This window comes from Pseudomonas sp. GWSMS-1 (genome assembly GCF_049847425.1).
Taxonomy (GTDB): domain Bacteria; phylum Pseudomonadota; class Gammaproteobacteria; order Pseudomonadales; family Pseudomonadaceae; genus Aquipseudomonas.
In genome coordinates this window covers 2,770,194-2,796,681 of the sequence record NZ_JBMHHV010000005.1, presented here as the reverse complement: position 1 = coordinate 2,796,681, position 26,488 = coordinate 2,770,194, and the positions used below count along the sequence as shown (strand labels likewise).

At 56.0% G+C, this 26,488-nt stretch carries 18 protein-coding genes and 2 pseudogenes; 11 read left to right on the top strand and 9 right to left on the bottom strand.

Annotated features, from left to right (window positions below):
• Window positions 1–224: 224 nt before the first annotated feature.
• From ACEPAJ_RS16830 to ACEPAJ_RS16820, 3 genes and pseudogenes are all read left to right on the top strand, one after another.
• Window positions 225–989: pseudogene (locus ACEPAJ_RS16830) on the top strand (PQQ-binding-like beta-propeller repeat protein).
• Between the two features lie 156 nt (window positions 990–1,145).
• Window positions 1,146–2,616: pseudogene (der, locus tag ACEPAJ_RS16825) on the top strand (ribosome biogenesis GTPase Der).
• Between the two features lie 97 nt (window positions 2,617–2,713).
• The gene (locus ACEPAJ_RS16820; protein ID WP_425918074.1) at window positions 2,714–3,862 is read left to right on the top strand and encodes a pyridoxal phosphate-dependent aminotransferase; all 1,149 of its coding nucleotides are present in this window, start codon (window positions 2,714–2,716) and stop codon (window positions 3,860–3,862) included.
• 143 nt (window positions 3,863–4,005) lie between these two features.
• Here the strand turns inward: ACEPAJ_RS16820 and ACEPAJ_RS16815 are convergent, their stop codons facing one another.
• The 5 genes from ACEPAJ_RS16815 to xseA form a co-directional block, all read right to left on the bottom strand.
• Window positions 4,006–5,298 (bottom strand): OprD family porin, encoded by a 1,293-nt coding sequence (locus tag ACEPAJ_RS16815; RefSeq protein ID WP_425916357.1) that lies wholly within the window; start codon window positions 5,296–5,298, stop codon window positions 4,006–4,008.
• Between the two features lie 256 nt (window positions 5,299–5,554).
• Window positions 5,555–7,225, bottom strand: coding sequence for a 2-isopropylmalate synthase (gene leuA / locus ACEPAJ_RS16810; protein WP_425916355.1), 1,671 nt, complete (start codon window positions 7,223–7,225; stop codon window positions 5,555–5,557).
• A gap of 319 nt (window positions 7,226–7,544) precedes the next feature.
• Window positions 7,545–8,801, bottom strand: coding sequence for a mechanosensitive ion channel family protein (locus ACEPAJ_RS16805; protein WP_425916353.1), 1,257 nt, complete (start codon window positions 8,799–8,801; stop codon window positions 7,545–7,547).
• Between the two features lie 102 nt (window positions 8,802–8,903).
• A complete protein-coding gene (locus ACEPAJ_RS16800) occupies window positions 8,904–9,728 on the bottom strand; it encodes a peptidoglycan DD-metalloendopeptidase family protein (RefSeq protein ID WP_425916351.1) in 825 nt (274 codons plus the stop codon).
• Window positions 9,729–9,779: 51 nt separating this feature from the next.
• Window positions 9,780–11,159: an exodeoxyribonuclease VII large subunit gene (xseA, locus tag ACEPAJ_RS16795; protein WP_425918072.1), complete on the bottom strand. Its 1,380-nt coding sequence runs from the start codon at window positions 11,157–11,159 to the stop codon at window positions 9,780–9,782.
• 115 nt (window positions 11,160–11,274) lie between these two features.
• On the opposite strand from xseA, the gene ACEPAJ_RS16790 reads away from it, so the two are divergent.
• The 6 genes from ACEPAJ_RS16790 to ACEPAJ_RS16765 all read left to right on the top strand — a co-directional run bounded on the left by ACEPAJ_RS16790 (window position 11,275) and on the right by ACEPAJ_RS16765 (window position 17,506).
• Window positions 11,275–11,826, top strand: coding sequence for a sugar ABC transporter ATPase (locus ACEPAJ_RS16790; protein ID WP_425916349.1), 552 nt, complete (start codon window positions 11,275–11,277; stop codon window positions 11,824–11,826).
• 117 nt (window positions 11,827–11,943) lie between these two features.
• Entirely contained in the window at window positions 11,944–13,413 is a 1,470-nt protein-coding gene (gene guaB, locus ACEPAJ_RS16785; RefSeq protein ID WP_425916347.1) for an IMP dehydrogenase, read from the top strand.
• 92 nt (window positions 13,414–13,505) lie between these two features.
• Complete coding sequence (guaA, locus tag ACEPAJ_RS16780) at window positions 13,506–15,086, top strand: glutamine-hydrolyzing GMP synthase (protein WP_425916345.1); 1,581 nt, start codon at window positions 13,506–13,508, stop codon at window positions 15,084–15,086.
• 299 nt (window positions 15,087–15,385) lie between these two features.
• Entirely contained in the window at window positions 15,386–16,642 is a 1,257-nt protein-coding gene (locus tag ACEPAJ_RS16775) for a tyrosine-type recombinase/integrase (protein WP_425916343.1), read from the top strand.
• Window positions 16,643–16,701: 59 nt separating this feature from the next.
• Entirely contained in the window at window positions 16,702–16,977 is a 276-nt protein-coding gene (locus ACEPAJ_RS16770; RefSeq protein WP_425916341.1) for a hypothetical protein, read from the top strand.
• Window positions 16,978–16,981: 4 nt separating this feature from the next.
• A complete protein-coding gene (locus tag ACEPAJ_RS16765; protein WP_425916339.1) occupies window positions 16,982–17,506 on the top strand; it encodes a helix-turn-helix transcriptional regulator in 525 nt (174 codons plus the stop codon).
• 14 nt (window positions 17,507–17,520) lie between these two features.
• Here ACEPAJ_RS16765 and ACEPAJ_RS16760 read toward each other — a convergent pair whose 3' ends face one another.
• Window positions 17,521–17,892 (bottom strand): helix-turn-helix transcriptional regulator, encoded by a 372-nt coding sequence (locus tag ACEPAJ_RS16760; RefSeq protein ID WP_425916337.1) that lies wholly within the window; start codon window positions 17,890–17,892, stop codon window positions 17,521–17,523.
• Between the two features lie 517 nt (window positions 17,893–18,409).
• On the opposite strand from ACEPAJ_RS16760, the gene ACEPAJ_RS16755 reads away from it, so the two are divergent.
• Window positions 18,410–19,438, top strand: coding sequence for an IS30-like element ISPa59 family transposase (locus ACEPAJ_RS16755; protein WP_153376404.1), 1,029 nt, complete (start codon window positions 18,410–18,412; stop codon window positions 19,436–19,438).
• Between the two features lie 102 nt (window positions 19,439–19,540).
• On the opposite strand, the gene ACEPAJ_RS16750 is transcribed toward ACEPAJ_RS16755, so the two are convergent.
• The 3 genes from ACEPAJ_RS16750 to ACEPAJ_RS16740 form a co-directional block, all read right to left on the bottom strand.
• Entirely contained in the window at window positions 19,541–22,072 is a 2,532-nt protein-coding gene (locus ACEPAJ_RS16750; RefSeq protein ID WP_425916335.1) for a DEAD/DEAH box helicase, read from the bottom strand.
• Between the two features lies 1 nt (window position 22,073).
• Window positions 22,074–22,964: a HamA C-terminal domain-containing protein gene (locus ACEPAJ_RS16745; RefSeq protein ID WP_425916333.1), complete on the bottom strand. Its 891-nt coding sequence runs from the start codon at window positions 22,962–22,964 to the stop codon at window positions 22,074–22,076.
• 71 nt (window positions 22,965–23,035) lie between these two features.
• A protein-coding gene (locus tag ACEPAJ_RS16740) for an IS3 family transposase (RefSeq protein WP_425916331.1) occupies window positions 23,036–24,123 on the bottom strand; the annotation gives its coding sequence in 2 pieces (ribosomal slippage) (window positions 23,036–23,871 and window positions 23,871–24,123; 1,089 coding nt in all).
• A gap of 657 nt (window positions 24,124–24,780) precedes the next feature.
• Between ACEPAJ_RS16740 and ACEPAJ_RS16735 the strand changes: the two genes are divergently transcribed.
• Window positions 24,781–26,376 (top strand): DUF6119 family protein, encoded by a 1,596-nt coding sequence (locus ACEPAJ_RS16735; protein WP_425916329.1) that lies wholly within the window; start codon window positions 24,781–24,783, stop codon window positions 26,374–26,376.
• The last annotated feature ends 112 nt before the right edge of the window (window positions 26,377–26,488 follow it).

Here is a 26,488-nt window from a genome sequence, read left to right as displayed (position 1 = left end):
AGAAGAGGTCAGCCTGCAAAAAGAATGGAGTCGCTCGATGGCGAAGGCCAGGGCGAAACCTTCAACATGCTAACGCCTGCGATGACGTGAGCAGATCTATGCCGCCGACGTTGAAGGCCTGGTCGTCGCCATGAACCGCATGACCGGCAAGGTTCTTGGAAGACTGAGCTGGAACTTCCGGTTTCCGGTGCCGTCGCTGCAGGCTGGCCTGGTCGTGTCGTACTTTGAAGGGCGAAATCATCGCCCTCGATACGGCTAACGGTGAAGAAAAGTGGCGTGCTCGTGTCACCAGCGAAGTGCTGGCTGCGCCTGCGTTGAACGGTGATGTGGTGCTGGTACAGACCCAGGATGACCGCCTGTGCATTTGATGCTGACAGCGGTAACCAGCGCTGGATCTTCGAAAACACCCCGCGGTACTCACGCTGCGTGGCACAGGCAGCCCGGTTCTGACCAATCGTCTGGCCGTTGCTGGCTTGTCCACTGGCAAGGTGATTGCGCTGGATGCGCAGCGGTATTCCGGTTCGGGAGCAGCGCGTAGCCGTTTCCGCAGGGCCGCTCCGAGCTGGAGCGTTGTTGATATCGACGGCGGGCTGCTGCTTTCGGCCGGTCACGCTTTATGCGGTCAGCTATCAAGTCGTGTGGCCGCGATGGATCTGGAAAGCGGTCGTATCCTTTGGCAGCGCGAAGCCTCTAGCTCCGTGGGTGTTTGCCCAGGGTTATGGCAGTGTTTATGTAAACCTGCCAGCGGTACCGTTGAAGGTATCGATGAGCGTTCTGCGTCGGCACTTTGGAACAATGACGCACTGGCTCGCCGTCAGCTGTCTGCGCCAGAAGTGTTCTCCAGTTACGTAGCATTCGGTGACCTGGAAGGTTACCTGCATCTGGTGAGTCAGGTGGATGGCGCTTTGTCGGCCGTACACGTATCGACAGTAATGGTCGCGTGCGCGTCCATTGGTGGCGGGTGGCTGGCTGTATGCCTTTGGCAATAGCGGCAAACTGGTGGCGTTGACCATCAAGTAGCCGTCTGTCGCTTTGGCTATGCTTTGCAGCACCTGAGGCTGTAAAGCGTGGCCAGCGCAATGAATTCCGGCCGCTGCTCGTGCAGCGGCTTTTGTATTTTCTGAAATAACGAAGTGGAGAGCCTAATGGTTCCCGTAATTGCCCTGGTGGGCCGCCCGAACGTCGGCAAGTCCACCCTGTTTAACCGCTTGACCAAGTCCCGTGACGCGATTGTCGGCGACCTGTCTGGTCTGACCCGTGATCGCCAGTACGGTGAGGCCAAGTGGCAGGGGCGCACCTATATCGTCATCGACACGGTGGTATTTCCGGTGACGAAGAAGGCATCGACGCAAAGATGGCCGAGCAGTCCCTGCAGGCCATTGAAGAAGCCGATGCCGTGCTGTTTCTAGTGGATGCCCGCGCTGGCTTGTCTGCCTCTGACCAGATGATTGGCGAGCACCTGCGTCGTCGTAACAAGCGAAGCTTCCTGGTGATCAACAAAGTCGACAACATCGACGCCGACCTGGCCCGCGCTGAGTTTTCCAGCATGGGCATGGGCGAGTCGTTGGCGATTGCCGGCGCCCATGGTCGCGGTATCACCCAGATGCTCGAAGCCGTGTTGGGCTCCTTCCCCAAGGATGCCAGCGAGCTGCAAGAAGGCGAGGAAGAGGAAGTTGTTCTCGAAGGTCAGGAAGCCAAGCGCATTCCCGGCCCAAGCGAGAAGGACGGCATCAAGCTGGCGATCATCGGCCGGCCCAACGTCGGCAAGTCTACCCTGGTCAACCGCATGCTCGGCGAAGAGCGGGTCATCGTGTATGACCAGGCCGGCACCACCCGCGACAGCATCTATATCCCGTTCGAGCGGGATGACGAGAAGTACACCCTGATCGACACCGCCGGAGTACGCCGCCGCGGCAAGATCTTCGAGGCGGTGGAAAAGTTCTCGGTGGTGAAAACCCTGCAGGCGATCCAGGACTCCAACGTCGTGGTGTTCGTTATGGATGCCCGCGAAGGTGTGGTCGACCATGACCTCAACCTGCTCGGCTTCGTCCTCGAAAGCGGCCGTGCGCTGGTGATTGCCCTGAACAAATGGGACGGCATGGAGCCGAGCGAGCGCGACTATGTGAAGGTCGAGCTGCAACGCCGTCTGTTCTTTGTCGACTTTGCCGATATCCACTTTATCTCGGCGCTACACGGCACGGGTGTGGGTAATCTGTACAAGTCGGTGCAGGCTTCGTTCAAGTCGGCGATCACTCGTTGCCGACCAACCGCCTCACGCAGATTCTCGAAGATGCAGTGGGCGACCACGCGCCGCCCATGGTCAACAACCGCCGCATCAAGCTGCGTTATGCCCACCTCGGCGGTGCCAACCCGCCGCTGATCGTAATCCACGGCAACCAGGTCGAGTCTGTTCCCAAGTCTTATATCCGTTACTTGGAAAACACCTACCGCCGTGTACTCAAGCTGGTTGGTACGCCGATCCGTATCGAGTTCAAGGGTGGCGAGAACCCTTACGAGGGTAATAAGAACACCCTCACGGACCGCCAGGTGAACAAGAAGCGCCGCCTGATGACTCACCACAAGAAGGCCGAGAAGAAGCGCAAAGACAAGCGCTAAGTTTGGATTGAAACGCTCTAAAAAGGCACCTTCGGGTGCCTTTTGCGTGTCTGGGGGATCGGCTATCCTGCGCCATCACCAGCCGGATGCCGCCTCGATGATTATCAGCAAGTTGCCGAATGTCGGCACCACCATCTTTACCCGCATGTCGCAGCTCGCCGCGCAAACCGGTGCGCTCAATCTGTCGCAGGGCTTCCCTGACTTTGATGGCCCGCAGGCGCTGCGTGATGCAGTCGCTCGGCATATTGCCGTCGGGCATAACCAGTACGCGCCGATGACCGGCTTGCCCGCGTTGCGCGAGCAGGTGGCGGCGAAGATCGCTCGCAGTTATGGCCGAGAGGTCAGCGCCGACAGCGAGGTCACCATTACGCCAGGGGCCACTCAGGCGATTTTCTGCGCGGTGCAGGCGCTGATCCGCCCGGATGATGAAGTCATCGTGTTTGATCCCTGCTACGACAGTTATGAGCCCGCGGTCGAGTTGGCCGGCGGGCGCTGCGTGCATGTACCGCTGGCTTTGCCTGGCTTCGGTATCGACTGGCAGCGGCTGCAGGACGCGCTGAGTAGCAGGACGCGATTGATCATTCTCAATAGTCCACATAACCCCAGCGGCGCATTGATCAGCCAAGCGGCGCTGGATCAACTCGCTGCGCTGATTCGCGGGCGCGATATTTATCTGATCAGTGATGAGGTTTACGAGCACTTGGTGTTTGATGGCGCAAAACATGTCAGCGTCGTGGCCCATGAGGAGCTGTATCAGCGGGCGTTTGTGGTCAGCTCGTTCGGCAAGAGTTACCACGTGACTGGCTGGAAAACCGGTTATGTGGTGGCGCCGCCCGCCTTGAGCGCGGAGCTGCGCAAAGTGCATCAATACGTCAGCTTCTGTGGCGTGACGCCGCTGCAATGGGCGCTGGCGGACTATATGGCTGAGTATCCTGAACATGTCGACGAGCTGCCTGCTTTTTACCAAGCCAAGCGTGATTTGTTTTGTGAGCTGCTGACCCGCTCGCGTTTTAGTTTTACCCGCGCTGCCGGTAGTTTTTTCCAGTTGCTCGACTACTCGGCTATCCGCCCTGATCTGGATGACCTGGCCATGGCTGAGTGGCTGACCCGCGAACATGGCGTGGCGGCAATCCCGGTGTCGGTTTTTTACCAGGCTCCACCCAAGGGTCTGCGCGTGGTGCGTTTGTGCTTTGCCAAGCGCGAAGAGACCTTGCGCCAGGCGGCGGAAAAATTAAGCGCGATCTAAGCCTGCCATCGGTGCGTTAGTTAAAACGCGTGCCGCTTAGTATCGGTTTGCTCGTTGCTGCGCTAAGCACCCACAAAAAAGCCCGAACCAGTCGGGCTTTTTGTGGGCTCACAGCCTGGTATCAGGCGGCGCTTAGCGGCTGATCAGAACACGCTGATCGGGTAGTCAACGAATACGCGCACTTCGTTACCACCGTCGTTGTACCCGCTCGATTTCTGCGACACACGCAGGAACGAGCTACGCAATTTAACGCTCAAGTCTTTGGCTGCGCCGCTCTGCACCACGTACTTGAGCTGGTTGAAGATTTCGCGCTCGCTGCCGCCAGTGCTGGTAGCGGTGGTGATGTTAGTGCCGCGCACGTATGCCACGTTGTAGCTCAGGCCGGGGATGCCGAACGTGCTGAAATCCAGGCCATAACCCAACTGCCAGCTGCGCTCGTCTTCAGCGTTAAAGTCAGACCAGTAGGAGTTGGCCAAGTAGATGGTGTTGCCACCGTCGCCCGGACGGTTGCCGGCGCTCTGATAGCCGCCGTAGGCATAACCCAGGACGCTGTCGCCGGTGCTGCGCTGGTGGGCCAGGGTGAACGAGTGTGCCCCCATGGTGTAGATAGCCGCCAAGCTCCAGATTTTGTTGTCCTGGCCGCCAGCACCTTCCTGCTCGGCATAGGACTTATCCAGCTTGGTGCGGTAGCCGTTAAAGTCCAGGGTCAGCGAACGCTCGGCCGCCAACGGGAAAACGTAATTCAGGTTGACGTACTGCTTCTTCAGCACGTCTTCAACGTCAGACGCGTACAGCGCTGCGCTGAACTGCTCGCTGAACTGGTAGCTGCCGCCCAGTACGTTAATCGATTTCAAACCACCGCTGTCACGGCCTTCAGCGCTTTTACGCGATTCGGCGGTAAAGCGGCCGGCGTTGAGTTCCAGGCCCTCGATCTCGTTGGAGGTGATCAGCGTGCCGGTGTAGCTTTCCGGCAGCAGGCGCGAGTTGTCGTGGTTCAGCACCGGCAAGGCTGGCATCTGCTCACCGTAGGTCAGGACGGTGTTGGATGCGCGGAATTTGACCGCTGCGCCGGCTTTGGACAAGTCGTTGGCGGCGCTGCCGCTGTCACCCCGCTTGAAGAAGTCGATGCCGCCAGCGCCGGAGCGGCCCTTGCCGCCGTCTAGACGCAGACCATACAGCGCAAAGGCATCAACACCGACGCCGATGGTGCCTTGGGTGAAGCCCGAGGAGAAGGTGCCAATGGCCGATTGGCCCCACTCGGCTTTATCCGAGTTCGGCGCGACGTTTTTGTAGTCGCGATCAATATAGGCGTTGCGCAGCAGCACGTTGAGGCTGCTGTCTTCAACAAAGCCATTAGAGGCTGCCAGATCATTGGCCATGGCTTGAGTAGCGCTCAGTATTCCCAGAGCAATCAGCCCCATCCGGTTAGTCAGCATGTTGTGTTTCCTTGTCATGTGTTGGAAGCGCGCTGTCAGGGTTTTGCCAAACAGGCGCACAAACGCTCCCAGCACCCATCGAAAAGACGTTGGGATAGGCTTGGCTGGGGTCGCTGTTATTTTGATTTTATGGGCATAGCTACAGGCGCAGGCGCGGAGCCTAATCGCGCCCTGAGAGGGCTGTCAATTTCATCAGGCGCGCTGCAACCGGTACAAGCGGCTAAAAGCAATTAGCCGCCACTGTGTGCCGCTTGCCTTAGGCGGCTTGTTCGGCGGCCTGACCGAGGGCGCGATTCAGTGCACTAAACAGCGCACGGAAGCTGGCTGTGGTCAGGTTCTCGTCGATGCCTACGCCATGCAGCGCGCGGCCGCCGTTAACCCGCAGCTCGATATAGGCGGCTGCCTTGGCGTTGGTGCCGGCACCGATGGCATGCTCTGAGTAGTCCATGATCTCCACGGCCACCGGCAGGCCGGCGACCAGGGCTTCCAGCGGGCCTTTGCCAATGCCGCGCCAGTGCAGGGTTTCACCTTCGCTGACGATTTCTACGTCGACCGCGCTGGTGCCGTTCTCTTCCTGCAGGCGATGGCCTTTGAGGGCATAGGGCGTGGTGGCTTGCAGGTATTCGCTGTCGAGCAACTTGTAGATTTGCGCGGCGGTCATTTCCAGGCCGAGGCGGTCGGTTTCTTTTTGCACCACCTGGCTGAACTCGATCTGCATGCGGCGCGGAAGGTTGATGCCGTATTCCTGTTCGAGCAGGAAGGTAATGCCGCCTTTGCCGGACTGGCTGTTAACGCGAATCACCGCCTCGTAATCGCGGCCGATATCGGCCGGGTCAATCGGCAGATACGGTACTTCCCAGCGCGCGTCAGCCTTTTGCTGGGTAAAACCTTTGCGGATGGCGTCTTGGTGCGAACCGGAGAACGCGGTGTGGACCAGGTCGCCGGCATACGGGTGGCGTGGGTGTACGGGGATCTGGTTGCAGTCCTCGACCACCTTACGCACGGCATCGATGTCGGAGAAGTCCAGCTGCGGGTTCACGCCTTGGGTGTAGAGGTTCAGCGCGACGGTGACCAGGCAGACGTTGCCGGTGCGCTCGCCGTTGCCGAACAGGCAGCCTTCGACGCGATCCGCGCCGGCCATTACCGCGAGCTCAGTGGCCGCAACGCCAGTGCCGCGGTCGTTGTGGGTGTGCACGCTGATCAATACGCTGTCGCGCGTATCGATATGGCGACCAAACCATTCAATCTGGTCGGCGTAGTTGTTCGGCGTGGCGCACTCGATGGTCGCCGGCAAATTGAGGATCAGCGGATTGGCCGGGGTGGGCTGGAACACCGCGATCACGGCGTTGCACACCTCGACGGCGAAGTCAGTTTCAGTGCTGCTAAAGACTTCTGGCGAGTACTCAAAGCCCCACTGGGTTTCAGGCGCGGCGGCGGCCAGACGCTTGATGGTCTTGCCAGCAGCCACGGCGATGGCTTTGACGCCTGCCTTGTCCTGATTGAAAACGATCTTGCGGAAGCTCGGCGCGCAGGCGTTGTAGTAATGCACGATGGCTTTCTTTGCGCCCTTGAGGGACTCAAAGGTGCGCTCGATAAGGTCGTCGCGCGCCTGAGTCAGCACTTGAATGGTCACGTCATCCGGGATGTGGCCACCTTCGATCAGCTCGCGGACGAAGTCGAAATCGGTCTGCGAGGCAGATGGGAAGCCCACTTCGATTTCCTTCAGGCCAACCTGCACCAGGCATTTGAAGAAACGCATTTTCTTCTCGGCATCCATCGGCTCGATCAGCGATTGGTTACCGTCGCGCAAGTCGGTGGACAGCCAGATTGGTGCCTTATCGATGACCTTGTCCGGCCAGGTGCGGTCCGGAATAGCAATCGGGGTGAACGGGCGGTACTTGCTGGACGGGTCTTTAAGCATGCTCATGGGGCAATCCTTTTAGCGCGGCTGCAATCGGCGAGCCGGGCGGAATCTGAAAACAGTGCAGGGCGTTGGCGTCGGGCGTTAGCCACGCAGTCGCTGGCTGACCAGGCAGAGGTTGGCGTGTTGGCGCAGCAGGATAAGGGTGTGATGGGCGTTCATAGCGCCAACCCTAATCTTTGAGGGGAAAGCTGGCAAGCAAGGCGAATAAATTGGTGTTTATAAGCATTTTTAGCGCGTTTAATTGGTTTTAATGCTGATAAAAGCCGCTGTGCTTGGTGCCGATTGCGGGCGGCTGCGGCGCGTGCAACCGCCCGTTTTGCGGTCAGTGCTGGGCCGTCGCCAGCAGGCTTGGTTTCAATTCGCGCATATCCGCGCCACTTGGGTGTTGGAAAACCCGCAAACCAAATTCCGGAAGAATGGCCAGCAGATGATCGAAGAGGTCGGATTGGATCGCTTCGTAGCGCGACCAGGCCGTGGTGTTGGTGAAGCAGTAGAGCTCCAGCGGCAGGCCGTCCGGCGTAGGGCTGAGTTGCCTTACCAGTTGGGTCATCTCCTGATTAATGCCGGCATGCTGGCGCAGGTAATGTTCAACATAGGCCCGGAAGGTGCCGATGTTGGTGACGCGTCGGGTGTTCGCCGGCTCCTGGCTGGCCTCGGCCAACTCAGCGTTCCAGCTGTGCAACTCGCTTTGTTTGTTGCGCAGGTATTGGCCGAGCAGCAGGAAGCGCTGCAGGTGGGCGATTTCATCGGGGCTGAGAAAGGTGATGCTGGTCTGGTCGAGAAACAGGCTGCGTTTGATCCGTCGTCCGCCGCACTCTTGCATGCCACGCCAGTTTTTAAATGGGTCGCTGATAAAGCGTTTGGTCGGGATGGTGGTGATGGTTTTGTCCCAGTTCTGCACTTTTACGGTGTGCAGGGCGATGTCGATCACATCACCATCGGCGTTCAGTTGCGGCATCTCAACCCAGTCGCCCACGCGGATGATGTCGCTGGAAGAGATCTGCACGCTGGCTACCAGTGACAACAGGGTGTCCTGAAAAATCAGCATCAACACCGCGGCCATGGCGCCAAGACCCGACAGCAGGATCAACGGTGAGCGGTCGATCAGGCTGGCGACTATCAGGATGGCGGCAATGGCGAAGAGCAGTATCTTCACCACCTGTACGTAGCCCTTGATCGGTTTTAGGTGGGCGTTCGGGCGCTTTTCGTAGGCGCTGTTAAGCAGCGTCAATACACCACTGATGGCCAGGGCAATAGTCAGTACGATAAATGCGCTGCAGACATTGCGTGTTGCCGTGACGACGGCTTCTGGCAGGTGGGGGACGAGGGTGATGCCGGCGGAAATAATCAGCGCCGGCACAATGTTGGCGAGCCGCGCGGTGATGCGCGAGTCCCGCAGGGTGCCGTCCTGGCCAATGGATGTGGCCTTTAGCGCCCGGTACAGACCGCGCAGCAGTACGCGTTTGACCATCCAGTTGGCCAGCCAAGCCGCAATGATCAGCAGGGCCAAGCCGGTCAGGCTGTAGAGCTCGGGGTAATTCTCAAGCCAGTTCTGGGCGTTACTGTAGTAGTCGCTCATGCCGCTCCTTAAGGTCTCAGCGTATTGGTCAGCGTGGCCACCTTAGCAAAGGCGCTGTTGTCAGGCCGGATGGGTTGGTTGCTGCGCGTGTCTGGCAGATCGTTAGGGGGTGAAGGCGCCGATGAAAATCGCCGGGTCAACGCGGGCGTCGTTCAAGCTGACGTTCCAGTGCAGGTGTGGCCCAGTGGCGCGGCCGGTGGCGCCAACTTTACCGACCACGCCACCACGTGGCAGTTCAGCGCCGAGCTTCACGTCGATGGCTGAAAGGTGGCAGAACATGCTGATCAGCCCTTGGCCGTGGTCGACAAACACGGTTTTGCCATTGAAGAAGTAGTCGCCAATCAGGATCACCTTGCCGGCAGCCGGCGCCTTAATCGGCGTGCCGCGGCCGGCGGCGAAGTCCAGCCCGGAGTGCGGGTTGCGCTCCTCGCCGTTAAAGAAGCGGCGCAAACCGAAGGGGCTGGAGAGTGGCCCGTTGACCGGTTTGTCGAACAGCAGGTTGCTCGGCTGGCGCGGGCTGAACTGCTGGTAGGCGCGGGTCTGTTCGGCCAGTTCACGCTGGATGCGTTTGAGGTTGGTCGGGTTAGGGTTGACCTGCTGCTGGTTTTTTAGGGTGATGCGTTGTTCACGGTAGTGCTTGTTGCCCACCTGAAAACTCAGATTCTGGCTGCCGTTGACGCTGATCTGCTGGCTGCCGGGTTTGACGCTGAGCGGCACGCCGACAATGGCGATCCAGCGCTGTTGATCTTCTTTGATCACCAATACCGGTTTGTTCTGATAGCGCACATTGGGCGCTGTTTCTCCCGTGCCCAAATCGACTACTGCCACACCGCCGGGAACAGGCTTGTTCAATAGGCGGCTGATAAAACCTTCGGCATAGACGGGTAGGGTGAGGCAGAACAGGGCTAGCAGGGTGAATAGGCGCATTGAATATCCGTAGGGTGGATAACGCGAAGCTTATCCACCTGCATAAAAAGCTCAGTCGAGCAGTGAGAGGGTCACCGGCTGCACATGATTGTCTTCGACCCGCACATCCAGCTCGCCATTATCCAGTTGGGCTTTCAAACGTTGCCCGGGTTGGGTGTCGGCGGCGTTGCGGATGGCGCGGCCGCGCTCATCGAGGAGGATGCTGTAGCCGCGCCCGAGGGTGGCCAGTGGGCTGACCGCGTGCAGCGTTTGCACCTGGCTATGCAGCTGCAGGTGACGCGCCTTGAGGCCTTCACGCATGCTGCGTTGCAGCCGTTCGGCCAGCGCTTGCAGGCGTTGATCAAGCAGCTTGAGGTTGCGCTCCGGGTGCAGGCTGAGTAGCCGGGTTTGCACATGGCTCAGGCGCTCACGCCGGCTCTTCAATTGCCGCTCAAAGGCTCGGCTGAGGCGCATCTCCAGGTCATCCACGCGCTGGGCGTGCTGACGCAGGCGCTCACCGGGATGGCGCAGGCGCCGCTGCAAACCGTCTAGGCGCATGCGTTCGCGCTCCAGTCGGTGTTGCATGCGCAGGATGAGGCGGCGCTTGAGATTATGCAGGCGCTGCACCAGTTCGCTGCTGTCGGGGGCCAGTAACTCGGCGGCGGCCGAGGGCGTTGGTGCGCGCACGTCGGCGACAAAATCCGCGATAGACACATCAGTCTCGTGGCCCACGGCGCTGACGATGGGCGTGACGCAGGCAGCAATGGCGCGGGCAACCGGCTCTTCGTTAAAGCACCAGAGGTCTTCCAGCGAGCCGCCACCACGGGCCAGGATCAGTGCATCAAAGCCTTTTTTATCGGCGATGCCGAGGGCGCGAACAATCTGCGCGGTGGCTTCACGGCCTTGCACAGCAGTCGGGATCAGGGTCAGTTCGACCTGCGGTGCGCGGCGGCGGAATACGCTGATGATGTCGCGGATCACTGCGCCGGTCGGCGAGCTGATAATGCCGATGCGTTTCGGGTGGGCTGGCAGGGCGACTTTATGCTCGGCTGCGAACAAGCCTTCGGCGCTGAGTTTTTCCTTCAGCGCCTCGAACGCCAGGCGCAGTGCACCGTCGCCGGCAGGCTCTACGGCGTCGAGAATCAGTTGGTAGTCGCCACGGCCTTCAAACAGCGAGACCTTGCCGCGTACTTTAACGGCCAAACCGTCACGCAGCGCCTGGCGCACTTTGGCGGCGTTCTGTCGAAACAGCGCACAGCGCACCTGGGCCTGGCTATCTTTAAGGGTGAAGTAGATATGCCCGGACGCCGGCTTGGCCAGGTTGGAGATTTCACCTTCCACCCAGATACCGCCGAATACATCTTCCAGCAGCAGGCGTGCACGGTTGTTCAGTTGGCTGACGCTGAGCACCTCGCGGTCGAGGTTCAGGCGTTGGAAGGGGTCTTTGATCATGGCCGGCATGATAAAGGCTTTGCCCTGGCTGGCCATAGCGGATTGACCTTGACCGTTACGGTCAGCCGATTAAGCTGCGCGCCCTAAGTCTTCTTACAGGTTAAACGAGCCTTTTATGAGTGAGCAGCAAGCCATTATCGTGCCGCAGATTTCCAGCTTTCCCGGCCATGAGGCGCGGGCGCGGTTGATTGTGCGTTGGCTGGTCAAGCAGAACATCATCGAAGAGCAGCTAAGCACCTGCGGGCGCACCTTCAAGCATATGGGCTACGGCATTGCCGAGGGCGCGCGGCGTGTCGTCGAGCGTCCCGAGTTGTTGCCGTTCGGCCAGGCCGTGCATGGCCTGGAGATCATCTACAAGCGCTGCATCTATACGCCGACGGCGGGCTTTCTTGAAGAGGCGGGCTGTGCGCAGTGCCGCAAGGAAGTGGGCGAGGCGTTGTTCGATAGCCTGGATGAGTGGATGCCGGGGCATACGGATAACTTCAGCTGCCCGCGCTGTGGTCATGAAGATGACATCAACGGCTTTTTATTCCTGCAGCCCTGCGGCTTTTCCAATCTCGGCTTTATTTTTAACAACTGGGCGGATGCCGGCTTTAAAGCCAGTTTTCTCGACGAGTTCGCTGCGCGGCTGGGCTATCCGGTGTCGTTGGTGCGGGTTGATTTGTAGGGTGCGGCCCTCCGTGCTCGAAGATTCGAGTGGGTTTACTAATACTTTGCGTTGAGTGCAGGGGGGCGTCTGAGTATAATGGCGCGCTTCCAATTTTCCCGTCCGGGAGCCCCCGCCATGCTGCGTATCAGTCAAGAAGCTCTTACCTTCGACGACGTTCTACTTATTCCAGGTTATTCCGAAGTTCTGCCGAAGGATGTCAGCCTTAAAACGCGCCTGACCCGTGGAATTGAACTGAATATTCCCTTGCTCTCTGCTGCTATGGATACCGTCACTGAAGCCCGTCTGGCGATTGCCATGGCTCAGGAAGGCGGCATCGGCATCATTCACAAGAACATGACCCCCGAGCAGCAGGCGTTCGAAGTGCGCAAGGTCAAGCGTTACGAGTCCGGTGTGGTCAAGGACCCGATCACCATCGAGGCCGACGCGACTGTGGGTGATCTGTTCGACCTGACTCGGCAGAACAACATCTCCGGCGTACCGGTGCTGCACCACGGTGATCTGGTCGGCATCGTCACCAGCCGTGATGTGCGCTTCGAAACCAACATGACCGCCAAAGTGCGCGATGTAATGACCTCGAAAGAGCGTCTGGTGACGGTGAAAGAGGGTGAAGACACTCAGACCGTACGCAAGCTGCTGCACAAACACCGCATTGAGCGCGTGCTGATTGTCGATGACCAATTCCGCCTCAAGGGCATGATGACCGTCAACGACATCGAGAAAGCCAAGGCTTACCCGCTGGCCAGCAAGGACGACCAAGGCCGTCTGCGCGTTGGCGCGGCGGTCGGCACTGGCGCCGATACCGAAGATCGCGTCACTGCGCTGGTGCATGCCGGTGTTGACGTGATCATCGTTGATACGGCCCATGGCCACTCCAAAGGCGTTATCGATCGTGTGCGTTGGGTCAAGCAGACCTTCCCTGAAGTCCAGGTGATCGGTGGCAACATTGCCACGGGTGATGCGGCCAAGGCGCTGGCCGAAGCCGGCGCGGATGCAGTCAAGGTCGGTATCGGCCCGGGCTCGATCTGCACCACGCGGATTGTCGCAGGTGTCGGTGTGCCGCAAATCTCCGCCGTTGCCAACGTCGCTGCCGCATTGGCTGGTACCGGTGTACCGCTGATTGCCGATGGTGGCATTCGCTTCTCCGGTGACCTGTCGAAAGCCATCGTTGCCGGTGCATCCTGCGTGATGATTGGTTCGATGCTCGCCGGCACTGAAGAAGCGCCTGGTGAAATCGAACTGTTCCAGGGGCGCTCCTACAAGGCCTATCGCGGCATGGGTTCGCTGGGCGCAATGGCGCAGGCACAGGGCTCCTCGGATCGTTACTTCCAGGACTCATCTGCGGGTGCCGAGAAGCTGGTGCCGGAAGGTATCGAAGGTCGCGTGGCTTACAAGGGCGCCATGGGCGCTATCGTCCATCAGTTGATGGGCGGCCTGCGTGCCTCGATGGGCTATACCGGTTGCGCGACCATCGAAGAGATGCGCAGCAAACCTGAGTTCGTGCGCATCACCGGCGCCGGCATGGCCGAGTCCCATGTACACGATGTGCAGATCACCAAAGAAGCCCCGAACTATCGCGTGGGCTGATTACTGATCAGTTGATTTAAAGCACGGGGCTGTCGCTGTTGTTTTACAGGGCAGCCCCGAGTCATTTGTGAATTCCGCTACGAGAGACGGCCATGGCTCATCAAGATATCCACGCGCACCGCATCCTGATTCTGGATTTCGGCTCCCAGTACACCCAGCTGATCGCCCGTCGCGTACGCGAGATCGGCGTGTATTGCGAGTTGCACCCGTTCGACATGAGCGACGATGACATCCGCGCCTTCGCTCCGCGCGGGGTCATCCTCGCCGGTGGTCCGGAGTCGGTGCATGAGGCCAACAGCCCGCGCTGCCCTCAGGCCGTGTTTGACCTCGGCGTACCGGTCTTCGGTATCTGCTACGGCATGCAGACCATGGCCGAGCAGCTGGGTGGCAAGGTTGAAGGTTCCGAGTTGCGCGAATTCGGTTACGCCCGCGTTGACGTGGTCGGCAAGAGCCGCCTGCTCGATGGCATCGAAGACCATGTCGACGCTGACGGCTTGTTCGGCCTCGACGTGTGGATGAGCCACGGTGACAAAGTTACCAAGCTGCCAAAGGATTTCCACATCCTGGCCAGCACCCCGAGCTGCCCGATTGCTGGCATGTTCAACGATGCCCTTGGCTATTACGGCGTGCAGTTCCACCCGGAAGTGACCCATACCAAGCAGGGCGGTCGCATCCTCTCGCGCTTTATCCTCGACATCTGCCAGTGCGAAGCGCTGTGGACCCCGTCGAAGATCGCTGAAGACGCCATCGCTAACGTGCGTGCGCAGGTTGGCAGTGCCAACGTACTGCTCGGTTTGTCCGGTGGTGTCGATTCGTCGGTGGTGGCGGCATTGCTGCACAAGGCGATTGGCGATCAGCTGACCTGTGTATTTGTCGACAACGGCCTGCTGCGTCTGCACGAAGGTGAGCAAGTGATGGCCATGTTCGCTGAGAACATGGGCGTCAAGGTGATCCGTGCCAACGCTGAAGAGCAGTTCTTGAACAACCTGGCCGGCGAGTCCGACCCGGAGAAGAAGCGCAAGATCATTGGTCGTACCTTTATTGATGTTTTCGATGCCCAGTCCAACAAACTGGACAACATCAAGTTCCTCGCCCAGGGCACCATCTACCCGGACGTGATCGAGTCGGCTGGCGCGAAGAGCGGCAAGGCTCACGTGATCAAGTCGCACCACAACGTCGGTGGCCTGCCAGAGGAAATGAACCTCAAGCTGGTCGAGCCGCTGCGCGAACTGTTCAAGGATGAAGTGCGTCGTCTGGGTCTTGAGCTCGGCCTGCCGTACGACATGGTTTACCGTCACCCATTCCCCGGCCCAGGCCTGGGCGTGCGCATCCTGGGTGAAGTGAAGAAGGAATACGCCGACCTGCTGCGTCGCGCCGACCACATCTTTATCGAAGAGCTGCGCAAGGCCGACTGGTATCACAAGGTCAGCCAAGCGTTCGTGGTGTTCCAGCCGGTTAAGTCGGTTGGTGTGGTCGGTGATGGCCGTCGTTACGCCTGGGTCGTGGCCCTGCGTGCGGTGGAAACCATCGACTTTATGACCGCGCGTTGGGCGCACCTGCCTTACGAGCTGCTGGAAACCGTGAGCGGGCGCATCATCAACGAGATCGAAGGCATCTCCCGCGTCACCTATGACGTGTCGAGCAAACCGCCAGCGACTATCGAGTGGGAGTGAAATCAAGTCCTTCGGGACTATCGGTACCTATCGATAAATTGTCGCAACGTATTGATTTAAAATGAAATACGTCGCGGCACCTATCGATGACTATCGCCGGGCAGCAGAACGGATTGGCGGTAGCGGTGACGGTAGGAGCTGGAGGTCGGATTAAGACCCTCCCGTTTACTATCGAGACTAAATCGGTCTTTGACGGTAAATCTCTCCTTAGGAAAGCATGCGCCATGCGGCTTTCCCGGCATCAGCAGGTCTCCTGACCCTTGACGGTAAAAGCCGTCATGAACAGGAGGAAAACCTCGATGCTAACTGACACCGCACTGCGCAGCCTCAAGCCCAAAGCCAAGCCCTACAAGGCTTCCGACCGCGATGGCATGTACGTGACGGTATCGCCTACCGGTACCGTCACCTTTCGCTACGATTACCGTCTCAATGGACGCCGGGAAACGCTAACCATTGGGCGGTATGGCCCTGCGGGCATTTCGTTGGCCATGGCTCGCGAAAAACTGCTCGATGCCAAGCGCATGGTTGCCCTGGGGAGCTCACCTTCCCTGGAGAAGCAGAGGGCCAAGCGACGGCTGACGGCCGCCAAGACGTTCGGCGAGGTGCTGAAGAGCTGGCTAGCCGATGCACGTATGGCCGACAGTACGCGGGCAATGCGCAAAAGCATCATCGATCGCGACATCCTGCCGCTCTTCGAGAACCGTCTTCTGACCGAAATCACCCCTGACGATCTGCGGGCACTCTGTACCAAGGTGAAGGCGCGCGGTGCACCGGCCACGGCTGTCCACATTCGAGACATCGTGAAGCAGGTGTATGCGTTCGCGATCCTGCATGGGGAGAAAGTCGACAATCCGGCCAACGATGTAAAGGCTGCTTCGATTGCCACCTTTGTGCCGAAGGATCGAGCGCTTACCCCGACTGAGATACGGCTGGCCTTCCACCAGTTAGAGTCCATCGCGGCTTACCCCACTATCCGGCTGGCCTTGCGACTGGTGCTGCTGACCCTGGTGCGCAAGAGCGAACTGATTGAGGCGACCTGGGATGAGGTGGACTTTGAGAACGCCACCTGGACGATCTCGAAGCAGCGGATGAAGGGGCGAAACCCGCACGTGGTTTACCTATCACGCCAGTCACTGGACATCTTTGTGGCGCTGCACACGTGTGCAGCGGGCTCCAAATTCGTGCTGCCATCGCGCTATGAAATTTACCGTTGTATGTCGCACGCAACGTTGAACCGGATTACTCAGCTCATCGCTTCGCGCGCAAAGGCGGCTGGGCTGCCGCTGGAGCCGTTCACGGTTCACGATCTGCGTCGGACAGGCTCCACGCTGCTTAATGAAGTGGGTTTCAATGGTGATTGGATAGAGAAGTGCCTGGCGCACGAGGATGGGCGTTCCTCGCGCTCGGTCTACAACAAGGCTGAGTATTCCGAGCAGCGGCGCCACATGCTGCAGGAGTGGGCGGACATGATTGACGCCTGGATCGATGGTCGGAGCCATGTACCAAAACTGCAGCCGGACAATGTGACCGTACCGGTGTTAAGTGCCGCAGTTTAAGGAAGTGCATGGTTGTCAGTTGACAACCATGCTGGTCATGTCAATACTGGAGATCACTGATGGCCCGTCCCTCTCATCCGAAGAAAGAAGTCGAGGAAGCACTGAGGCACGCAGAAGAGCAGGGCTGGCGCGTAGAAGTAGGTGGCAGCCATGCCTGGGGGCGGATCTACTGCCCGTATAACGATGAGGAATGTCGCTGCGGCGAGTTCTGCATCACCAGCGTATGGAGCACGCCGAAGAGCCCTGTCAATCACGCACGCGCCTTGGGGCGTGTCGTGGACAACTGCACCACGCACCGTAAGCAGCAAGAAGCCGCTGGCGGGGCCGAGGAGTAACACGATGGAATATACCTTTACTCTGAAGTACCAACTTGCCGACGATGAACGTGATTCTGATGCGCTGGTCGAGCGCCTAGGCGAGGCCGGTTGCGATGATGCTTTGGTCGGCATCGGCCAGCCGGGGAGGTTGGCGCTGGAGTTCACCCGCGAAGCGGAGAGCGCAGATGCGGCTGTGCGCAGTGCACTGGCCGACGTGCGCAGTGCGGTACCGTCGGCCAAGCTGATCGAGGTGGCTCCGGATTTGGTCGGTCTGACCGACGTGGCCGAAATGGTCGGCGTGTCGCGGCAAAACATGCGCAAGCTAATGCTGGCCCACCCAAGTAGCTTCCCGGCACCAGTGCATGAGGGCAGTGCGTCGATTTGGCACCTGGCGGACGTATTGGTCTGGCTGCAGGCCAAGGGCAGCTACTCGTTGGCTAGGGACGTTCTGGAGGTGGCGGGTGTGGCCTTGCAGGTCAACCTGGCCAAGGAAAGTCGGCGTCTATCGCGCTCGACTTCCGATGAGCTGGAAGCTCTTGTTGGATGAGGTCGTTGCTGGCCTCATTCCTGCTCTGAACCCGTCCGAACAGGGCGGGTTTTTCGTAGGTGGACATCTGGCTTGCTGGCATTGATGCGAGGGGCCTGCTTGCGCTCCTCAATCCAGGTCTCTATCTCAGCCAGGTCCCATACCACGCAACGCGGCGTCAGGTTGAAGCGCCGGGGGAATTCGCCACGACGCTCCATCTCGTAGATGGTTGTCTCGGACAGGGGGACGATCTGCTGCAGCTCATGCCGCCGAATGGTGCGCCGGAAGGGTAGGGAGCTGCACTTCGGAAACTGCGGCAGTGCCTCGTAGGCTTCTGTGCCAGGCATCGGCAGAGGCTGGCTGGTCTCGGAGATTGAAGCGCTGGATGTGGGCGATGGATGTTCCATCTTGGACTCCATGAGTCTGGCTGGATGGAAACACTGTGAGGTTCAGTGGCTATCGAGACAACTTGCTGCAGCGTAGTGGAGCGAAAGTGCGCAATTGCACCTATTTGGCCATCCAATCGCATTGGTGTTGATCGGTTCAGTAGGCGGTAGAGATGCACTGGTAGATATCGGCGCTCCCAATGGACGTCGGCTCGTTTGTTCAAGATGAGCCTGAACTCGCTTTAGTGAAAGGCTGCTTCCGCCCCCATAGGTTCTATAATGGGGGCGACCAATACGACCAGCCAGTTCGATGACCGATAGACGACCGTTATTTTGAAACTAAGCAAGATTTGTTCGGTCAATCCGGTATCATAGATATATCTTCCTACATGGTTCCCTATCATAACTGATATCTGTTTGATGGCTGGATACTTGAAAGTGCGTGAAAGCTTTCCCGATATCAGATCGTTTATTTTAAGTGATGGCGGCGGCAAAAACTGAGTGCAACACCTGACCTTTCCGGTACGGTGCTGCCCCTATGTCTTATTCCGAACTCAGCGTTGAAGAACGCGCCACCATTCAAATCAGCCGTGCCCAAGGGTTCAGCCTGCGCAAGATTGCTTGCTTGATCACCCGATCCCCTTCGACCATCAGCCGGGAGCTGCGCCGCAATCGAGATGTCTGTGGTGGCTACTCGGCCCGCATGGCCCAGCAGCAGATGCAGGCCCGCCGCCAAGGCTGTCGACCGAAACGAAAGCTGTTGCCGGGTGGTGAGCGCTTTCAGTTGGTGGCCCATATGCTGCGCGAGCGTTTGTCTCCCGAGCAGATTGCCGGCAAGCTGCGCAGCATGAACATTCCCAGCCTCAGAGATGCATACGTCTGTCGCGAGACGATCTATAACGCCATCTATGCCTTGCCGGTCGGCGAGCTGCGTAAGGAGCTGATCATCTGCCTGCGCCAAAGTAAGACGACGCGCCGGCCGCGCTCTGGCGGCGTGGATCGGCGTGGCCAGATCCCCGAGATGGTCAGCATCCATGTGCGCCCACCGGAGATCGAAGACCGACTGATGCCAGGGCATTGGGAAGGCGATCTGATCAAGGGCAAGGCCAACGCCTCGTCTGTAGGCACGCTGGTAGAGCGCACCAGTGGCTACCTGATGCTGGTAAAGATGAACGACGCGACGGCGACCTCGGCGATGGAAGGCTTCAGTGCAGCGCTCAATGGCATGCCGCTGGCGATGCGCAAGAGCATGACCTACGACCAGGGCCGAGAAATGGCGCGGCATGCTGAAATCACCCAGCAGACCGGGGTGGCGATTTACTTCTGCGATCCGCATAGCCCTTGGCAACGCGGCAGCAACGAAAACATCAATGGCCTGATCCGCCAGTACCTGCCCAAGGGCACGGACTTGTCGGTACACAGCCAAGAAGAACTCGACGCTATTGCACTGCAACTGAACATGCGACCGCGTAAGCGCTTCGACTTCAAGTGCCCCATCGAAGTTATGGGTGAGGTGATGCAGAAGGCCATGGCTATGCGGCATGATGCTCCAGCTTCAATTCAATGACCGTGTTGCACTCAGCTCCTGCAACCGCCGATTGTATTGTTAGATATTTAATTTAGAAGCGCATGGTGCTATTTGTTGTGCTACGCCATAGAAAATATAAAATCATCCTGATGCCATTGAGCGGATATCGGTGTAGTAGATACTTGAGCGGGAAATAGTTTCAAGTAGCTTATGAAAATTGACACCCTGTATTTTCCCTCCGGAAACAGAAAGGACAGAGCTATAGCGCCTTTTTAGGAAAACCGCGGTATGTCTTGAAAGTCCCATGACTTGCATGGCAGCAATATCTTTATCGTTTGTTCCGAATTCTATGAACTGAGCCCAGTTTGCACCCGCATCGTCCCCGTATATTTCTTGCAGACACTGGTAGTAATGGCCGAAATAGTTTTCAAAAACAAATCTGAGATCGTGTTCTATATTGGAGATGAGATTGTTGACGACAGCGCTTATGTGTTCTGGTTTTTTTACGTCGAGTTGAATCGTTTCCCGTTTATACCAAATGGTCTGTTGGGTGGCGAGTGTGTTAGAGATTAGGGTGCTGAGTGACTCGCCCATTATCCAGCGGTGAATCAGTCGTCTGAAGTATACGATGCTGCCGCGCTTAAACTTTTTCTCGTTAACCTCGAAGTCATAAATATCGAAGATAAGGTGGAGCTTCTTACCTATTTCATCCATTGTCGGCCATTGAGATAGCTTCAGCGATCCCCTGATTGCTTTGAGCTTTTTGAAAGCGGAATTCTGGGTGTCGAGATCAATGTATTGATTGCTCCTCGCAATATGGATTGGTATTTTTATATCTGCAACAGATTCGGCTGCTAATTTAGCTGATCGGCCATCAGTTTCGTCTTTGTAGAGATTGTACAGGGAAGTCTCGTAGCCAGAATTACTTCGAATGCTGTCGATTCTAAGGATGTCGGAAATTTTAAATGATAAAGAGGAGCTGGGGGTGCTTCCGTCGATGGAGGCAAGTACATTATCGATTTCTTTTTTGTTTTTTGGCAATACAGTTGGGGTTAGTGTGATTTCTCTACTTTTTTCATTAAGTATGTTTAGAGTGTTCCACTGGTCATCTTCATCTTTGATGCAAACAATATTTCCCGAAAATTCTTTAGCCAAGCGCCCCGCTCGCCCTGCAAGGTTCCAGAAATCAATGGGTTCAAGATTTGGAGTGCCTTTTTTGCTAGACATAACAAATATGGTTTTAGCAGGTAAATTTACACCTTCCAGTAATGTTGGCGTGCAAAATAAGTAGCGGATTTCTCCGTCCCTGAAGAGCGATTCGATAAGGCTTCTGATTGCTTGAGGCAACCCTCCAAAATGGAATGCAATTCCCAACTCCAGCATGCTTGCTAACTCATAGTCAGGGTGAATGTATTCCCTGACTTGTTGGGCAGCCTCTTTGATTACTTGTGAAACGGCTGGGCTCTTTTCTTTCGTAAGAAATTTATTAAAGGATCTTGCACGAGCCAGTGTCTTTTCTACAGAACCGCCGTAGATTATTTTAGGCGAGTTTCCGCCTACTCGGAAAAACAAATCATTGGCGGTTCGATACCGGTTAAGCAAAATAGCAGGAAGGGAAGACTTTATGCCTTGATGGTATTGAAAGATGTTACGGTCGAGCAGGTTGACGAAATATAGATGCTGACTGGTAGCACCTTCCTTTGTCTTGAATACATTTTTCTTATTCCGCCCAAATAGCTCTAAAAAACTTTCAGGGTTAGATACGTTTGGGGATGAGAAATAAATGTGCAGGCCTTTGTTTCTTTCAATTGCCTGTTCTATTGCTTGATAAGTTATGATGCTTCTGTGGTCTTTTTTAGACGACAGCTTTTGTGCTTCATCAACAAATAGGTATCCGAAAGCATAACTTTGTGAGCTGTTAATCAGGCTTAATAGACGCTCGGGTGTAAGGATGAAGACAAAATTTTGATCGGGATCGCTATTGAGTTCTGACAGTGCATAGGAACTTGTGGCTACTTGAAAGTCGTTGTTTTTTAGGTCGCTGCCTAGTTTTTCTTTTATGTCGCTAAAGACTTGAGCGATGAGCGCGCGGGTGGGTACTAAGACGACAATATCTGATTTTGGGGTGTTCGCAATCATCTTTCTTATCATTTCTAGAATGACAAAAGATTTACCCATTGACGTCGGTGCTGCGAAACTAAAATTTTTGCTTTCGGTTAATTTGGAGAAAAGCTCAAACTGCTTGTCGGTAAAGAATGTCTCGGTCCCCTGGACTTTTTGAGCCGATTTCTTTACGTGCAACTCAATTCGTCTATCTATGGGAAGGGCACTATCAAGCTCTTTTTGCTTTCGTAGAAGACCTAAACTTGGCCACAACCCAAGCTTGTTGACTATCGCATTCGCATAGGCCTTGCTACGAGCGCCGCGAGTGTTCACCTCGTAAACATTCCCAACGATTCTATAGGCTAAATTTCGATCAGACTCGCCTTTTGATGATGACAATATGTCAGCGAAGCGTAGCAGGTGGGTGAGTTCCTTTGCCGCCAGCGGTGTAGCATCTTGGTCAAAGGTGAAGGTGTCTTTCGCGAGCTGAGCTTTATAAAAAAGTCTCTGGAAATAGCTGCTCTCATGTACGTCAGCTACAAGTCTATCTATTAGAGGTTCTGCTTCCATACTAGGCCTCGACTATCCGCTTGAGCAACAGCTTTCTGGTTTCGTCTATTTCTGTGAAGGGAACTATATAAATGTAAAAGTTATAGCCATGCAGTTCATGCCGGTCGATTGCATTGAGCACATTTTCAAAGACATCCAGCGCTTGTTGTTTTACCCGTTCGTACAGCAATTCTCTGTACTCTCGGTTAGGTAATTTTTTTTCCTCGTTGCTGACGGCCACTTCATACCCAATGAATGCACCAAATGAGTAGTCGGTGCTCATATCATCATCCGCCTCAGTGGGGAGGAGGATTTTTTTGAGAACCAAGTACTCGTCCTGAGTAACGGAGGTCTTGATCAGTTGGGAGTCGATTAGAGTGGTTTCGAAGGCAAGCTTGCCCTCTGCAAATTTTTTGATCGACCGGAACGCATCGGATACGCCGTCGAGGAGATGCTTGCGCATCTTAGATTCGCCGAAAACGATTTTATGTTCGTTGTCGGAAAGGCTTAGAAGATGTACTCCATCGGCACCTTTGACGTAGTCGTTGGCCGAGGTTTTTATCTCCAATTTGGACAGGAGTTTCGGCGCCTGTAAATGTGACTCTAGAAATGAGTAAAGTAGTATTTCTCCTAACTCACCATCATTTTGTACGTAATCACGCAACTTACTCTTTGCTTCCACAAACGCTTTGCCACCATAGCTCCCTTCGTACTCGCTAAGTCGTGAGTTTGATAGAGCGTAGGTGATAATAATGTCGTAGAGTTCATTGACTAAATTTTCATAGACAAAATTATTGCTTCTGATGTCTAAGATGAATACGTCTAAGACGCTGATACCTTGGCTACATTGCTTTTTCCCCAAATGTTTAAACATTTTGAGAAATTTTGGACTTACTTTTACGCCCAAAGTCATGCCTAAATCCTTTTTACACCCTGCCGCGATGTGGTAATCCCCCCATTTTTAGTACTTGCCAGAAGTAGAGGTCAGGCCACGAGAGCCAACTTCTGTTTGGGGGTGATGCCTCCCAGGGCCATATTTGGCCGTTCGTGATTGTATGTCCAGACCCATCGAGTGGCGTGCTCTTGCACCTCGGCGATGGATTCGAACAGGTAATGCCCAAGCCAGTCGTAACGCACCGTGCGGTTGTAGCGCTCGACGTAGGCATTCTGCTGGGGATTCCCGGGCTGGATATGTTCCAGACGGATGCCATGCTTTTCTGCCCACAGCACGAGCTTGCTGCTGATGTATTCCGGCCCGTTGTCGCTGCGAATGGCCCGTGGTTTGCCACGCCACTCGATGACCTGATCCAGTGCGCGCACCACACGTTCCGCCGGCAGAGACAAGTCGATATCCATGGCCAGGGCTTCACGGTTGAAGTCGTCGATCAGGTTGAACAGGCGGAAGCTGCGACCATCGGCCAACTGATCATGCATGAAGTCCATCGACCAGCAGTGATTGATCGCTTCCGGCACCGCCAGTGGCTCGGGCTTCTCACGCACGATGCGCTTGCGCGGCTTGATTCGTAGGTTCAGCTCCAGCTCCCGATAGATCCGGTACACCCGCTTGTGATTCCAGCGGTGACCTTTCACGTTGCGCAGGTACAGGAAGCACAGACCGAAACCCCAGTTGCGCTGGCTGTGCGTAAGCCGGATCAGATGATCGGCGATCTCGGCATTCTCCGAGGACAACCGCGGTTGGTAGCGATAGCAGGTGACGCTGACCTCGAAGGCCAGACACGCCTGCTTGATACTGATCCGGCCCGAGCGAACTGCACGCTGCGCCATCTCTCGCCGCCGAGATGGCTTCACCACTTTTTTGCCATCGCCTCCTGAATGATCTCGGCCTTCAGGCGCTCTTCGGCATACATCTTCTTGAGACGGCGGTTCTCCTCCTCCAGCTCACGCAGCCGGGCCATTAACGAGGCGTCCATGCCGCCGAACTTGGCGCGCCACTTGTAAAAGGTCGCCGAGCTGATGCCATGCTCGCGGCACAGCTCCGGAACTGGGCTGCCGGCTTCGGCCTGCTTGAGGATGGCGATGATCTGGCTGTCCGAAAAACGCGATGTCTTCACGCAAAATTTCCTTGATCCGATTAGGAGAAAATTCTACTTCTGACGAGCACTGATTTCAGGGGGATTACCATGTGGTTGAGGAGGGGGATGCCACATCTGCATTCTCAAGGTTTCCAGCGCGTCCTGGGAGGCAGCCGACCAGGGAGTGGGCCAGAACTCCTTTAGACCTCCATGCCTTTGTGATGAGGGTACCTGAATGGTGTTGCTTTGCCACTACTCAGTCAGCACGCTTTTGGCAGATCGTTGTCGGCACTGACAGTCTGCAATAGGGCGATTCTGTTGAAAAAGTCGCTTCGCGATTTCTGCCCACAAATGAGCGTTGCCGACGTTGAAATCTGAATCGTTTGGAAGGCGGAGTTACCTTGGTTTTTACGCAGTGGCGCCCAAGCGCGCGCTTCTTGAGCTCTGAAAAGGCGACGGCCACCGAGACCGACTTTTTCAACAGAATCGGGCAGCCGCGGATGGTCACGAAGGACTGCAATCAATCCGTAGTGGACATTCTTAGGACAAAAATAGGCCCAGCCACGCTTGTTGAAGCTGGTGGGATTCAGTAATCGATCGCCGAAACCGACTAAACCTCGTTCCAATCGGGTTGCGCTCGCCGTTGTTGAGTGGCACTTTGATGCCATTCACCCTCGGAGCCCAAATGGATTGGCCATGCATAACACTTACAACATATATAAGGTCAAGCACACCAAGCTCGCTCAACTAAAAGAAAAACTGAATGCTGTTGGACTCCGGGAGCAGAAAACTCGCAGCTCGAATGACTATTCGATGACCTTTTATTTTTCCGATAAGGTAAAGGGGAATGACATTTGGTGGTGGGAAACTTACCGAGACTTCTTTAACGACGATGTTGTCAAGCCTACCAATACCTTCCATTTCGGGATGCTGCTGTGTCACCACACTGACAAGCCTGAACATATCTATGCTGTCAGCCTCGGAAAGGCTCATTTCTATCTTTCCAAGTTCATTCAGCATGATTTCGGTATAGACCTGGCTGTGCGTATGGCGGATGAGAACACTATTCTGCTCAAGAAAAGCCGATATTTTACGGGTACCAAGAGGCAGGACGTATCCTCCTACCAGCGATTCCAACCCAATGGGTACGAGCCTGGTGAGTCGGTCGATCACCTCAAGCTCAGAGCATCGGACAGGGATTTGTGGGGTGAACGGAATATAATTTTTGCTGACTCGATTCAGATGGATATGGATCGAAATCCACTTGACCTCGCCGAGATTTTCGATCGCCTAGAGGCAAGCATGGGGGGCGAGGAAATCATTCGGCTTCCGAAGCTGGAACCTGTCACTGATGAACTGCGTGTGGAGCTTGATAAGCTACTATTAACGTTTATCAAAACCCGGCAAGGCAACGTTAAAGTCGAAGAGTTCCATGTGTATGGTGTAGCAATTTGCTTCAGTTTTCACGATTACGACTATCGCCTCTCTGCCAAGAAATCCGGCAAAACCGGTGCGTATCGCAAGAATATTGGCAACTCTCTGACCGTCGATGAGGTCAGCGATTTCCTCATTGAACACAATGATATTGACGACATCAATGCCGTAAGTGTGCAGTTCAAGAGCGGTGATCATGGCGTGTTCACTCAGGCGCTCAAAGAGATTCTAGATCTGCCCATCGCCTATGACGGTTACCATTACTTCTTGAGGAATGGTGACTGGTATAAATTCAACCAGACCTTCATGGACTACCTAAAACATTCACTTGATACGATTGATACCGTCCTGAAGGAGCCGCTCGATGAGGCAGATTACATCCGCTGGCGCGATGAGAAGCAACTTAAGATCGATGCCAACGAGCCTGTTGATGACAAGCTTACCTACCGCGAAAGCTACTTCAATAAAAAACAGTGCACTGACCATGGTTATGTTTTGCTTGATCGACAACTCACGCAGCTACAGTCAATGGAAAGGGGCAAGAGGCAGTATCGCGTTGAGGTGGCAGATCTCTTCAAAGATAAGGAAATAATCTCGGTCAAGATCTCGGAGACCAGCTCAGAGTTGATCTACAACATAGAGCAGTCACGAGATGCAGTTGAACTCATCAGGCGAGATGAGATTGAGTTTGATCAAGAGTTCACTGCGGCAGCCTTGTGGTTTGTGTTTGAAGACGAGATTCAGAGGATTACCGAGTTCAACTCGATTCAATTTCTTCTCGCCATCGAGTCTTGGCAAAAATTGGTAAGAAGTTTGGGGCTCACGCCAAGAATCTACATCTCCAAACACAATAAGTGAGTTTGCATTTGTCGGCCTTCAGCGGATGACTGCACCTGCCAGAAGGCCAGCTGCGTCGGAGCCGGCCCCACCGTATGTTATCGCTAGCTGTCTAAGTGCTCACCACTACTGA

Coding starts and splice junctions, on each gene's coding strand:
- ACEPAJ_RS16820 (WP_425918074.1), top strand. CDS start 2,714: ATGATTATCAGCAAGTTGCCGAATGTCGGCACCACCATCTTTACCCGC.
- ACEPAJ_RS16815 (WP_425916357.1), bottom strand. CDS start 5,298: ATGCTGACTAACCGGATGGGGCTGATTGCTCTGGGAATACTGAGCGCT.
- leuA (WP_425916355.1), bottom strand. CDS start 7,225: ATGAGCATGCTTAAAGACCCGTCCAGCAAGTACCGCCCGTTCACCCCG.
- ACEPAJ_RS16805 (WP_425916353.1), bottom strand. CDS start 8,801: ATGAGCGACTACTACAGTAACGCCCAGAACTGGCTTGAGAATTACCCC.
- ACEPAJ_RS16800 (WP_425916351.1), bottom strand. CDS start 9,728: ATGCGCCTATTCACCCTGCTAGCCCTGTTCTGCCTCACCCTACCCGTC.
- xseA (WP_425918072.1), bottom strand. CDS start 11,159: ATGATCAAAGACCCCTTCCAACGCCTGAACCTCGACCGCGAGGTGCTC.
- ACEPAJ_RS16790 (WP_425916349.1), top strand. CDS start 11,275: ATGAGTGAGCAGCAAGCCATTATCGTGCCGCAGATTTCCAGCTTTCCC.
- guaB (WP_425916347.1), top strand. CDS start 11,944: ATGCTGCGTATCAGTCAAGAAGCTCTTACCTTCGACGACGTTCTACTT.
- guaA (WP_425916345.1), top strand. CDS start 13,506: ATGGCTCATCAAGATATCCACGCGCACCGCATCCTGATTCTGGATTTC.
- ACEPAJ_RS16775 (WP_425916343.1), top strand. CDS start 15,386: ATGCTAACTGACACCGCACTGCGCAGCCTCAAGCCCAAAGCCAAGCCC.
- ACEPAJ_RS16770 (WP_425916341.1), top strand. CDS start 16,702: ATGGCCCGTCCCTCTCATCCGAAGAAAGAAGTCGAGGAAGCACTGAGG.
- ACEPAJ_RS16765 (WP_425916339.1), top strand. CDS start 16,982: ATGGAATATACCTTTACTCTGAAGTACCAACTTGCCGACGATGAACGT.
- ACEPAJ_RS16760 (WP_425916337.1), bottom strand. CDS start 17,892: ATGGAACATCCATCGCCCACATCCAGCGCTTCAATCTCCGAGACCAGC.
- ACEPAJ_RS16755 (WP_153376404.1), top strand. CDS start 18,410: ATGTCTTATTCCGAACTCAGCGTTGAAGAACGCGCCACCATTCAAATC.
- ACEPAJ_RS16750 (WP_425916335.1), bottom strand. CDS start 22,072: ATGGAAGCAGAACCTCTAATAGATAGACTTGTAGCTGACGTACATGAG.
- ACEPAJ_RS16745 (WP_425916333.1), bottom strand. CDS start 22,964: ATGACTTTGGGCGTAAAAGTAAGTCCAAAATTTCTCAAAATGTTTAAA.
- ACEPAJ_RS16735 (WP_425916329.1), top strand. CDS start 24,781: ATGCATAACACTTACAACATATATAAGGTCAAGCACACCAAGCTCGCT.